Genomic DNA, 12,185 nt, shown 5'->3' with positions numbered 1-12,185 from the left:
TGTTCCCTGTTGTTTGCAAAGGGGCTTCCCACTAAGATGCCTATGAAGATTTTATGGAAATACCTGCGCCCGCACTGGGTGCTGATCGTTTTGGCTTTGCTCTTTGCCGCTTTGGCACAGGTGCTTACCTTGGTGGACCCGATGATATTCGGGACGATTATCGATAGATATGCAACCAACCGGGCTGGGCTCTCTGAAAGGGGACTGGTGTCTGGTATCGTTTACTGGCTGCTGTTGGCCCTGGGGATTGCCGTTGGTGCAAGGCTCTGTAAGGCTTTGCAGGACTTTGTTGCAAGAAAGGCGGTGGCGAGGTTCGGGATGCACATCTTCAACGATGGGCTCAAGCAGACTCTTCGGCTTTCCTTCCAGGAGTTTGAGGATTCCAGAAGCGGCTCTACGCTCTCGGTGCTGCAGAAGGTGAAAACCGATACCGAACGTTTCGTGAATTCTTTTGTGAACGTACTTTTCTCCGCCCTTGTTGGCGTTGGCTTTCTGGTGTGGTACTCCTTGGAAAAGAACTGGCTGCTGGTTCCTGTATTCTTTGTGGGCGTGCTGCTACTTGGCTCGCTGACTGGCCTTGTATCAAAGCGCATCAAGTTCATCCAGCGCTCGATCAATAGGCAGACTGACAGCCAGGCTGGGGTGATCACCGAGAGTTTGCGTAACATCGAGCTGGTCAAGAGCCTCGGGCTTACCTTTTCCGAGATCAGGCGCCTGAATGCCCAGACCCTGAAGATATTTGATTTGGAGATGCTCAAGGCCCGAAAGGTGGCGATGCTTTCGTTTTTGCAGGGAAACCTTTTGAGCCTTTTGAAGCAATCGATCCTTTTTATCCTTTTGTGGCTGATCTTTAGAAAGGTGCTGACCACTGGGGAGCTGATTGCGATGCAGTTCATTTCCACGGCGATCTTCAATCCCCTGCAGGACCTTGGCAACATGATCATTTTATATCGGGAGGCGGACGCCTCGCTGCGGACCTTTGATAGGCTGATGAATAGGCCCGTTGAGACCAGGCCCGAGAATTCCGTGGAGGTGTCCGCGCTGGAAAGCCTGGAGTTTGATAGGGTGGTGTTCCGCCACAAGACTGCTGGTTACAATGCGATCGATGACCTTTCCTTTGCGATTCGCAGGGGGCAGACCATTGCCTTTGTCGGGCCTTCGGGTTCGGGAAAGTCCACCTTGGTCAAGCTGCTGGTTGGACTGTATGTTCCGGTATCTGGAGATATTACCTTTAACGGCACCTCTTCGACTTTGGTGCGTTATAACCCGCTGCGCAGGCAGATCGGGTTTGTGACCCAGGATACCCAGCTGTATGCGGGAACGATCAGGGATAACCTACTGTTTGTGAAGCCTGACGCGACTGACCTAGAAATCGAGGTTGCCCTGGCCAAGGCTTCTGCAACTGGGCTCATCGCCAAGGCGTCCCACGGAATTCATACGGTGCTGGGGGAGAACGGGATGAAGCTCTCGGGTGGGGAGAAGCAGCGGCTTTCCATAGCCAGGGCGCTCTTGCGCAACCCAAGGCTATTGATCTTTGATGAGGCGACCTCGGCCCTTGATTCTTTGACCGAGGAAATGATTACCGGTACCATACGGGAGATTTCCTCTTCGCGCTACCAGATGACCATCCTGATCGCCCATCGCCTTTCGACGGTGATGCATGCGGATATCATCTATGTGCTGGAAAAGGGCAGGATATCGGAATCCGGGTCGCACCAAGAGCTCTTGGAGGATAAAGGGCTTTACTATTCGATGTGGCGCCAACAGATTGGAGAGCGTAGGGAATAGTTATCTCGGGGGCGGATTTAAATTTAGGTTTTACAAACATTCGCGGTTTGGTTAACTTGATATGCTCGAGGGCATTAATTTAGAGAAGAAGGGATGATCTTTGGATTTTCCGGCTTCTTTTTTTTGGGTTTCGAGCTTAAATTAGGTTTGTATGGTAGAAAGTGCTGATGTTTTAGTCTTTAGGCATTATTAGGGTATGCCTGAGTATTTCTGGCTCATCCCGGAGCTCCGTTCTCGTGGTGATGTGCTTTACTGCTGTTTGGTACTGTACGACAAGCTTTGCGATGTATTTTCCTTAGTATCCTGTAGAGCAGGTCAATATCAAAGGGCTTTTCGATGTAGCCGTCAAAGCCTTTTGCACAGGCTACCGTATTGATGTTGTTGTTGCAGCTCATGGCGATCACAGGTAGGGTAGGATAGCGGTCTTTGATGACCTGAAGGATCTCCATGCACTTTTTGCCGTCAATGGGAAAGTCGAGCATCACTATGTGCGCCCTGGTCTTTTCGATCAGTTCGATAAAGTTCGCATTGCAGTCCTGTAGGGTAAAGGCCTTGAAGTTTTTCAATCTCCAGGGCATTTAAGACTTATTCTACTTGTCTTTTACAACGTTAACCCTTATCCCATCGCTTTCTCGTCCCTGATTGTTAACTGCAGTAACTTTGAAGATGCAATGTTTAGCAACATTTTCTGTCGCGATTTTATAAGTTGCTGTAGTGCCGGTAACATGCTGGCGGACTAATTGGTAGTCGGGTGAGTCGCCGTAATGGGCGTATACGTTATAGGCAATTGCGTCCGGGCTTTTTTTCCATTGCATTACAACCACATCGTTCCTGTTTTCTTGGATAACCAAGTCAGACGGGGCCGTAACTTTGGAATGGGTGGGAATGGCACTGATAGTGAAGCTATCTCCGGCCTTGGTTTTAAATGATACGAAGTCTTTCTTTTTAGATAGCAGGATGATTTGCTTACCTGAAGCGTTTTTAACAACAGCTTGCTGGATATTAGGGTATCTGAGCTTACAAATGCCGCCAACTTTAGACTTGATTGCAAAATTCATGGCCTGGTTATTCTTCCAGTTGGCTGAAACCTCGAAGTTGCCCCTGGCCAATAATCCATCAAAAGAACCAGTCTTCCATTTTTGAGGGATTGCTGGTAATAAATCAATGAAGCCTTCATGGCTTTGCAAAAGCATTTCTGCAACGCCAGCTGTTCCGCCAAAATTTCCGTCTATTTGAAACGGGGGATGTGTATCCCATAAATTATCAAGCGTGCACCTTTGCAACAGGGTTTGATACAATAGATAAGCCCTGTCGCCATCCTTGATCCTAGCCCAAAGGTTTAAGCGATAGGCCATTCCCCATCCGGTAGCTTTATCGCCACGTCTGTCCAGGCTTTCTCTTGATGCATCAAGCCAGGCCGGTGTAGAAGAATTGATCATGGTGCCGGGATAAAGGCCTACCAATTGAGAAGTATGCCGATGTTTAGGGTCTACAAAATCGCCATAGTACTGTTCTTCACGATATTCTTTAAGCTGGCCATCCAATCCAATCTGGACAGGGTCAAGTTTAGGTAGTTGATGCTGCAGTACAGGCAATATTGGATCTTTGCTGCCAATCATTTTTGCAACTTTTAACACGTCTTGATGGCTTTCGTATATCATCTGCTGATCAAATGCGCAACCTACCGTTTGATAATGCTCCTTTGTAACCCTCGAACGTTGTTCTGGTGAATAGGAAGGCGATGTAAGCAATAACCCGGCGGTATCTATCACCACTTTTGATAAAAATTTGGACATGCCAAGAACTGTGGGATAAGTGATGTTTCTGAGGATATTCTTATCACCGGTAAATTCATAATAATCCCAAAACATCTTAGAGGTCATGGTACCTGTTCCAGGCCCTGAATGAACCCCGGGCGAAGATATGTTATACGCACTTGCCCCTGTACCAATGGTCCAACCGTTATCACCATCGGGCGATAACATTTTTGGGTTATTTTTTTTGATGTATTGGGTGGCACCTATAGTAGCTGCTTCGCGGTAAGCCAGGTTATAATCTACAAAAGGTTTAAAAAGTTCAACTAGATTAGTATTGAATGCTGGCCAGTAATTCATCTGGACGTTGATGTTGTGCCAATAACCACCGGTCCATGGCGTGATGTCATACTGGCTCCAAATACCCTGAAGGTTAGGTGGCAGCGTGCCTGGGCGAGAAGAACAGATCAGTAGATAGCGGCCATATTGAAAGTATAGCTCTTCGAGGTAAGTGTCAATTATGCCCTCTTTATAGTTTTTCAATAGTTTGTCGGTAGGTAGTTTGGATACCGTGGAACCTAGATCAATTCGAGCCCTGGAGAATAAATTGATATAATCCTTCTTATGATCAGCAAGCAATCGGGCGTAATTTTTAGCAGTTGCCTTTTCTAGGATATCCGATACTTTACCATGAGGCGAAACTGTACCATCAAGCTTTTTAAGTGAATTATGTTCCAAAAAAATCTTACTTTGTAATTTATAATTAGTACCCACGGCAACGACTATAACAGCAGAGTCAGCATCGGTAACCACAATGCGTCCGTTATCACCGGTCTCATCATTAAGCGCTTTCATGCTTCCGCCAGATGGAATAACTCTGAACTGGCCCTCAAAAAGAATGTTTAGAACCTCCATTTTACCAGCCAGGGTTATGATATCGTTCTGTGCTGTTACTTTACCCATCCGCCCGTTGTTCTTGGATGCTACACCAAATTCTTTTTTGTAAGGTATTTGCGGCCTTAAGGTAAACGAGAGTTTTCCTTTCTGACTTGCCCTTAACTTGATAACCATTACCTTATCGGGATAACTGGTGAAATATTCGCGTTGATAAACCACGCCATCCTGGGTGTATTTTACCGTGGAAACCGCATCATTCAGCCTTAAGCTGCGGGTATAACCTGAAGGTGTTCGATGATTAAAATCGATATACAATTCTGCAAAGTTAGTGAGGCCCACACCACCATATAAACTTTTGGCAGCCAGGCTATTCTCTGTAATCTGTACGCGTTCCGTAACCGTTCGGCCAAATATGGAGGCACCTAGATAACCATTCCCCATGGGTAGCGACCAGTTTTCCCAGGCTGGGTCAATGGGTGTGGCCTCTGTGAGGCTCATCCTGTTCAACGAATCCATTGAAGTGATTGGGAGCTCTGGGGCAGGTGCGTCATACCATAGCCTGTAAATCTTTTCTGGACGTTTTTCCTGTGCGAACGCTTTCAGGCCTCCCGTCATGACAAGGATTAAAATTGTTGTCTTTATAAATTTTGTTGAAAATTGTTGCATCATGTTCTTTTAATGTCTATTGCCAGGGAAATCGAGAATTCCGATGGGCTGAAATTCATTGGTCAAGTCCTTGGGCATATACGTACAATATACACCTGAAATCTTCAAGAAGAGTAGGTCTTCGCAAAAAAAAAGTGATTTTATGGTAGCGCAATTAAGTTGTTGATTTTTCTGGTTTTTGTTAAAACAATTGGTTTAAAGAAAATCAGCAATAGATGTACTCTATAGCCAATATTCATTTGTCTTACAAGTAAAGGAAATTAGCGGGCGATCCTGCCCTGAATTTAACGGGCCGGGAAGGTAAATAAATTAAAATATCATGGAAAAATCTTATCCCTCTAGAAGGGCCTTCGTAAAGAACACAGGGCTGTTATTGGCAAGTGCACTGGTTGCTCCCCAAATCTTGAATGCCTCGGATGTACTTGGTGGAAAAAAGGTAAAGGTGAATGGTCACCTGTGGATCTATGCCAGTAAATATCCGCCCAATTGGGACAGTACCCCAGACCTGGAAAAGGCATTCTCGGACATGAGCGCTGCCGGATTGGATGGAATTGAATTGATGGATATCAATCTTTCTCACGATGATTCGGTAAGGGAAATCAAGCGCTTGATCGATAAATATGACTTTCCGGTATCGGGAACCTCCTATGGCGTTGGACCAAAGCTTTGGGACCGTGGCCAGCATGATTTCATCTTGAAGGACGTTACAAGGTCGGTGACAAGGTTGGCCCAATTGAAGGGCAAGACCTTTGGGATATCCGTTGGCGAGGCAGGTAGGCTCAAGACCGAGGCCGAGCTTGATGCACAGGCCGATATGCTCAAAAAGATAGTGGTAATTTGTAGGGAGGAAGGGATCGAGCCCAACCTGCATAACCATACCTATGAGGTGGAGAATGGGATGCATGACCTGAAGGGTACCCTTTCGAGGATTCCCGACATGAATCTTGGCCCCGACCTGAACTGGTTGATCAGGGCAGGCATCGACCCGGTGGAGTTCATCCGAGTCTACGGAAAGAACATTGTTTACCTGCACATCAGGGACCAGTATACAGATGGCTCGTGGACCGAGTACCTGGGACAGGGGAAAACTGACTTTGGGCTTATCGCCGCTGCCCTTAGGGCCGTTCCCTTCAAGGGATCCAACGTAGCCATTGAACTGGCCTTTCCCAAGGACTACCTGCCGGTGAATCCATTGGCCATGGACTGGAGACTGAGCAGGGAACACGTGAAGAAAACTTTTGGGTGGTAAACATCCATCATATATAACCAACTATCAATTATGCGAATAGCGATACTGGGATCTGGTTTCATAGCTAGGTTCTATGCAACTACCCTGCACGCCCAGAGGCGCAGGGACAAAATCTTTACGGTCTATTCAAGGGACCTTTCCAATGCCCAGCGTTTTGCAGGGGATTACCAACTTGAACATCATACCAGTGACATGGATACGGCTATCAACCATCCAGATGTGGACGTGGTGCTGATCGCACTGCCAAATGACCTCCATGAGGTGGCGGTTGAAAAATCTGCCCGGGCAGGCAAGCATGTACTTTGCACCAAGCCGCTGGGGCGCACGGCCGCTGAGGCCAAGCGAATGCTGGACATGGTGGAACGTGCCGGCATATTTGCGGGTTACCTCGAGGACCTGTGCTACACGCCCAAGTTCCTCAAGTCGGTGAACGCCATTCAAAATGGCAGTATCGGCAAGGTGCTCTGGACTAAATCCAGGGAGGCGCATTCCGGGCCGCACAGCGACTGGTTCTGGGACAAGGGGAAATCCGGTGGCGGGGCGATCATCGACCTTGGCTGCCACTGCGTGGAGATCGGAAGGAACTTTATCGGCAAGCAGGTCAGGCCGGTCGAGGTGATGTGCTGGGCAGCGACGCAGGTCCATCCCATCGATGCCGAGGACCAGGCTATTGGCCTGGTTAGGTATGCGAATGGTGCCATCGGTCAATTTGAGGTAAGCTGGACATTCAGGGGTGGAATGGATCTAAGGGATGAGGTAATAGGCACAGAGGGATCTATTTGGCTCAATAATTTCTTGAGGACGGGGTTTGAGATTTTCAGTGTGCAGCAAAAGGATACCTATGTGGCTGAAAAGGCTGAAGTGAACAATGGCTGGATGTTTCCCGTTGGGGATGAGGCCCACGAGCTGGGCTATCCACATATGTTCACCGACATGTTCGATGCCATCGAGCAAAAAAGGGAACCACTTGAGACCTTCTACGATGGATATATTGTAAATGCCATTTTAGATGCGGCCTATGAATCTGCCCGGACCAAGAAATGGGAGCCTGTCCTGATAGAGGATTGGAGGGGCGAGGAGTTTGCCGGACAAGGGGAAGCGTTGACTTCCTATGATGATGAGCATTTCCTGATCAAGGAAGAGGTCTTGCCAAACAAGGACCTGAAAACGATATTGAAGCACAAATTAACGGGTATGGTGAGCCAAAGAATACTTAAAGCCTAAATTAAAGTTGATGAATGTAAACACAAAGGCAGTTGCCCAACACACCTATGATGCAATAGTGATTGGATCTGGAATTACCGGTGGCTGGGCTGCCAAGGAATTATGTGAGAAGGGCCTGAAGACCCTGGTGATCGAAAGGGGCAGGATGGTAGAGCATATTAAGGATTATCCCACGGCAAACTTGAGCCCCTGGGAATTCAAGCACAGAAATATATTGCCATTAAAGGACAGGGAAGAAAACCCCATATTGAGCCGTTGTTACGCCTATGAAGAATCCACAGCTCACTTTTTTGCAAAGGATGCCGATCATCCCTATGTGCAGGTCAGGCCATTTGACTGGATAAAGGGATATCAGGTTGGGGGTAAGTCACTGATGTGGGCAAGATGGACCCAAAGGTGGAGTGACCTGGACTTTGAGGCCAATGCCAAGGAAGGCATTGCAGTAGATTGGCCGATCAGGTACGGAGACCTGGCACCCTGGTACAGTTATGTCGAACGTTTCGTGGGCATAAGTGGCAATAGGGATGGCCTGCCCCAGATCCCGGATGGTGAGTATCTTCCACCAATGGAGATGAACTGCATGGAGACCCACTTGAAAAAAAGCCTTTCCGCCAACTTTTCCGATAGGCACCTGGTCATTTCAAGGACTGCAAACCTTTCCCAGGCCCATTTGGGCAGGGGGCCATGCCAGTACAGGAACCTTTGTTTCAGGGGATGCCCCTTCGGTGGTTACTTTAGCAGTAATTCAACCACCCTTCCCGCTGCTGAGCGAACAGGTAACCTGACCCTGGTCACCAATGCGGTGGTGCACTCTATAATTTATGATCAGAACCTGAAGAAAGCGAAGGGGGTCAGGGTAATCGATGCGCTGACCAATGAGGTCAGGGAATATTTTGCCAAGGTTATTTTCCTGAACGCGGGCACGCTCAACTCCACCTTGATACTGATGAACTCAAAATCATCTCGCTTTCCAAATGGGATGGGCAATGATAGTGGTGAGTTAGGTCACAACTTAATGGACCACAATTACAATGGTAGAATAACTGGAGAATTCCATGGCTACGAAAATCAGTACTATGAAGGCAGAAGGCCTACAGGAACCTATCTGCCTAGATTTAGAAACTTTGGAAATGATAAACAAAAAGATTTTTTGCGGGGTTATGCATTTGCTTGCAATGCATCTAGGGTGATAAAGAGTGATGACGGTGTGGCAATTGGTGCTGAATTGAAACAAACACTGAGTGAACCAGGGCTTTGGAAGGTAGGCTTGGTGAGTATGGGGGAATGTTTGCCCTTACACCAGAATAAAGTTAGTTTAAGCAAGGATAAAGTTGATAAATGGGGGATGCCATTACTTGAAATCGATGCTGCATTTGGTGCAAATGAGCATAATATGATGAAGGACATTCTTAAAAGTGGGGCAGAAATGCTCGAAAAGGCGGGATTGGTAAACATACAGACCAATGATACTGGCAATGCAATGGGCTTGGGAATTCATGAGATGGGAACGGCTAGAATGGGGCGCTCATCCAAAACATCAGTTCTAAATGGCAATAACCAGGTTTGGGGTGCTGAAAACGTATTCGTGACAGATGGGTCTTGTATGACTTCTGGAGCCTGCCAAAACCCTTCCCTGACCTATATGGCATTAACAGCTAGGGCTGCGAATTTTGCGGTCGAAGAACTCAAAAAAAATAACCTATAGCTAACAATGTATTTACCAAGATGCCCCTTTTGTAGTTGGGTATTGTACAATCAATAAATAGTTTTAATGATGAAAAGAAGAGACGCTATAAAGAAGATCACGGTTTTTACCGGGGGAGTTATTTTTCTTTCAACCGGTATGATGTCAAGTTGCAAAAGTCCAAGGGATCGGATTTCGGACGAGGATGTGCTGCTGCTGGATGAGATAGGAGAGACGATCATTCCACAAACGAGTGACTGTGGAGGGGCAAGGGCCGCCAAGATCGGTCTATACATGAAGGTGATGTTTGATGAATGCCTTTCGACCCAGGAAAGAAAAGTTTTTCTGGATGGTTTGGTCAAATTTGAAGCTGCCGCTAGGGAAAAATTCAAAACTGATTTTCTGGACCTAGACTCGGCTGAGAAAAAGGAGTTGTTTTTAGGGCTTCAGGGCGAAGCAGCAAGATATGGGATGAATCAGGGTAAAGTGGCCGGTTCGCTACATTATTTTGACCTTTTCAAGAAAATGACCATCGATGGTTACTTTACCTCGGAAATTGGGGCTACAAAGGCAAGACGTTACCAGGCCGTGCCTGGTCAATTCAAGGGTTGCATCAGTTATGTAAAAGGGGATAGAGCCTGGGCCACGAGTTGATCATTTCCGGCTCCTTTAATTTTGGGTTGATGCCAGGTCAATCTCCTTAAAGGGCAATGGGTCAAACAACTTTTGACCGGCCGTTATGAGATCGTTGTCATTTAGATATCAAATTCAAACAGGGGCCGAGGAGGTGATCTGAAAAAATCCTAAAGTTCAGCAATCGTGTCCATATGATACAGTTACCTCGATTTTCTTAGATCCTTTTTCCATCATCTTTCTATTTGCACATTAATAAGAACAAGCTAAATCTTACACCAGTCTAGGCTAAATTTGACATTTTTCGGCTTTTTTGAAGATAAAAAATACGGGAATGAGTAAAATAAATACGAGTTACAGTAAATCATATTGCCTTGGTATCCCTTGATTTGTATAGTAAACCAAATGTAAACGGGTTTGATAATCCCATCAACCATCCTACTGATTTCGCAGGAAATATTTTTAGGGAGAGTCAGGCCGAAAATCAAAATGCTATGTACGGAAACGAACTACTTAACCAAAATGAGCACTTAATTATCGAACAACTGGCAAATGGAAGCAATATGGCATTCAAGGCCCTGTTCCACCGACACAAGGATAGGATATACAGGCTCGCCATGAGGTATTTGAAATGTGATGCACAGGCACAGGAAGTTGTTCAGGATGTCTTCATGAAGCTTTGGATACACCGTGAAGACATCAATAGAGACAAACCTTTGGAGGCTTGGTTATATACAGTTGGGAAAAACAATATCCTGAACAAGATAAAACGACAGGCTAATGTCTGGAAAGCAATGGAGCAACTAAAGAAAACACAAAATCTGGAAGACGATTCCATGCAGGAAAAATTTCAATACGCTGATTATGGGTCAATGCTCGAAAACACCCTTGACACCCTGTCGCAAAAGCAGTTGGAGGTATTTACCTTGGCTAGGAAAGAGCACCTAACATACGTGCAGATCGCTGACCAGCTAAAGATTTCCCCACTCACTGTCAAGACGCATATGTCAAGGGCACTTTGTCATATCAGGGCTGTGTTGACGCCATTAATTTGCGCGTAGATTTAGAGGAGCCTGGGTAATGGTACTTTTTGTTCAGCATAATGGTAAACGATGGTTGGGTCCTGGTTTAGGTTTTTAGCTCTTTGCCTATAAGATTCGTTTTGCCTTGAGAAAAACCCGCTTTCATACAAGGGGCGGTATATTTGGAAAAATGACTGCCTGGATGGGCAGTCGTTTTAGTTTTTGACCCACTGGATTTAAAGTCCATTCTCTAGTGCATTGCTGCATAAGAGGGGTTTGGAGAAGGTATTCGAGCGCTTTTACCGGGTGCAGGAAAATAGTGATATATCTGGGTTTGGGATAGGACTTTATCTATCTGCTGAGATCATCCGCCGCCATGGGGGGGGATTTGGGCAGAGAGCGAATATGGGGAGGGCTCCACTTTTCATTTTAGTATTCCAGTAAGCAGCTATTCCTGAAGATGGTTCTTGATATTTTGGAAGGTTAGGTTTTGCATATTGGCCTCTAAAAGGTAGCTGCAAGACTTAAATAGGTGAATGCGTGCTGCATCATGACTCGAGAATGGGTTGTAATCTAAGCCGATTCGCTCGGAGACATCATGTTCAGTTTTTACGCAATTAAGATTTTCTCGTAGTGAGATAAAACTGAGTCTGTCATTATGCGTTAATTCGTTGGGCAAAATAGTCCATTATAGCATTTTTGGTTTGTTCTGAAACCTCTAGGCAGTCATTGTATTGAAGGAGATGCTGTGCCGAGTTGTATTTTTCGATGAAGGTACCGATGGTATTATTAAACTTGAGGAAACCTTCTTCAAAATAGCGCTCTTCAACCTCGCCCGAAGAATCTACCGACCTTAAGGTAAGAGGAGTGACCGTAAGCGCTTCTTTTTCTATTTTCAACCAAAGGAATTTTTCGGAAAAGGGTGCATCGTCGGAGAGGTTGGGCCTTTTTACCTCAATGATATCCACGTAAATGTTTTCTAAGACATAGCGGCACTTAAAAATTATCATCGCGTTTTTATTTGGGTCGCTAAATTAACAATGGAATTAGGATTTTGTTAGCTAAATTGTCAACAGTGTGATGTGGAAAATTTTTTGTCCAGAAAATGAAGTTTTTATAGAGCGTTCTTGATTAAGTAAATGATAATAAAAAAACAAGCACCGAAATATCAATAACATCAGCGCCATAGAAATCGTTTTTATAGACACTTATTTTTTTAATTATTGTTAGATATCATTGAAATCATTAAGCACTGTTACTAGGATCGC

Annotated in this window: 9 protein-coding genes; 6 read left to right on the top strand and 3 right to left on the bottom strand. The window is 45.8% G+C overall.

The features are described 5' to 3' along the window. Window positions 1-42: 42 nt before the first annotated feature. Window positions 43-1,788: an ABC transporter ATP-binding protein gene (locus EZ428_RS18130; RefSeq protein WP_131554619.1), complete on the top strand. Its 1,746-nt coding sequence runs from the start codon at window positions 43-45 to the stop codon at window positions 1,786-1,788. Between the two features lie 215 nt (window positions 1,789-2,003). Here EZ428_RS18130 and EZ428_RS18125 read toward each other — a convergent pair whose 3' ends face one another. Both EZ428_RS18125 and EZ428_RS18120 read right to left on the bottom strand, forming a co-directional pair. Further along, window positions 2,004-2,354 carry a response regulator gene (locus tag EZ428_RS18125; protein WP_165501813.1) on the bottom strand — a complete coding sequence of 117 codons (351 nt, stop codon included), beginning with the start codon at window positions 2,352-2,354 and terminating at the stop codon, window positions 2,004-2,006. A gap of 24 nt (window positions 2,355-2,378) precedes the next feature. Next, window positions 2,379-5,108 (bottom strand): glycoside hydrolase family 95 protein, encoded by a 2,730-nt coding sequence (locus EZ428_RS18120; protein WP_131554617.1) that lies wholly within the window; start codon window positions 5,106-5,108, stop codon window positions 2,379-2,381. Window positions 5,109-5,424: 316 nt separating this feature from the next. On the opposite strand from EZ428_RS18120, the gene EZ428_RS18115 reads away from it, so the two are divergent. The 5 genes from EZ428_RS18115 to EZ428_RS18095 all read left to right on the top strand — a co-directional run bounded on the left by EZ428_RS18115 (window position 5,425) and on the right by EZ428_RS18095 (window position 10,956). Further along, entirely contained in the window at window positions 5,425-6,354 is a 930-nt protein-coding gene (locus tag EZ428_RS18115; protein ID WP_131554616.1) for a sugar phosphate isomerase/epimerase family protein, read from the top strand. Window positions 6,355-6,384: 30 nt separating this feature from the next. Continuing rightward, entirely contained in the window at window positions 6,385-7,578 is a 1,194-nt protein-coding gene (locus EZ428_RS18110) for a Gfo/Idh/MocA family protein (protein ID WP_131554615.1), read from the top strand. A gap of 10 nt (window positions 7,579-7,588) precedes the next feature. Further along, the gene (locus EZ428_RS18105; protein ID WP_131554614.1) at window positions 7,589-9,283 is read left to right on the top strand and encodes a GMC oxidoreductase; all 1,695 of its coding nucleotides are present in this window, start codon (window positions 7,589-7,591) and stop codon (window positions 9,281-9,283) included. Window positions 9,284-9,349: 66 nt separating this feature from the next. After that, window positions 9,350-9,916, top strand: a complete 567-nt coding sequence (locus tag EZ428_RS18100; protein WP_131554613.1) for a gluconate 2-dehydrogenase subunit 3 family protein — start codon at window positions 9,350-9,352, stop codon at window positions 9,914-9,916. Window positions 9,917-10,269: 353 nt separating this feature from the next. Then, window positions 10,270-10,956, top strand: coding sequence for an RNA polymerase sigma-70 factor (locus EZ428_RS18095; RefSeq protein ID WP_131554612.1), 687 nt, complete (start codon window positions 10,270-10,272; stop codon window positions 10,954-10,956). Between the two features lie 617 nt (window positions 10,957-11,573). Here the strand turns inward: EZ428_RS18095 and EZ428_RS18090 are convergent. After that, window positions 11,574-11,927: a hypothetical protein gene (locus EZ428_RS18090; protein WP_131554611.1), complete on the bottom strand. Its 354-nt coding sequence runs from the start codon at window positions 11,925-11,927 to the stop codon at window positions 11,574-11,576. Window positions 11,928-12,185 lie beyond the last annotated feature (258 nt).

Origin of the sequence: Pedobacter frigiditerrae, from assembly GCF_004331645.1 — a bacterium.
In the GTDB taxonomy this organism is placed as follows: Bacteria; Bacteroidota; Bacteroidia; order Sphingobacteriales; family Sphingobacteriaceae; genus Pedobacter; species Pedobacter frigiditerrae.
This window is presented reverse-complemented; position numbering and strand designations above follow the sequence as displayed.

Coding starts and splice junctions, on each gene's coding strand:
- EZ428_RS18130 (WP_131554619.1), top strand. CDS start 43: ATGAAGATTTTATGGAAATACCTGCGCCCGCACTGGGTGCTGATCGTT.
- EZ428_RS18120 (WP_131554617.1), bottom strand. CDS start 5,108: ATGATGCAACAATTTTCAACAAAATTTATAAAGACAACAATTTTAATC.
- EZ428_RS18115 (WP_131554616.1), top strand. CDS start 5,425: ATGGAAAAATCTTATCCCTCTAGAAGGGCCTTCGTAAAGAACACAGGG.
- EZ428_RS18110 (WP_131554615.1), top strand. CDS start 6,385: ATGCGAATAGCGATACTGGGATCTGGTTTCATAGCTAGGTTCTATGCA.
- EZ428_RS18105 (WP_131554614.1), top strand. CDS start 7,589: ATGAATGTAAACACAAAGGCAGTTGCCCAACACACCTATGATGCAATA.
- EZ428_RS18100 (WP_131554613.1), top strand. CDS start 9,350: ATGATGAAAAGAAGAGACGCTATAAAGAAGATCACGGTTTTTACCGGG.
- EZ428_RS18090 (WP_131554611.1), bottom strand. CDS start 11,927: ATGATAATTTTTAAGTGCCGCTATGTCTTAGAAAACATTTACGTGGAT.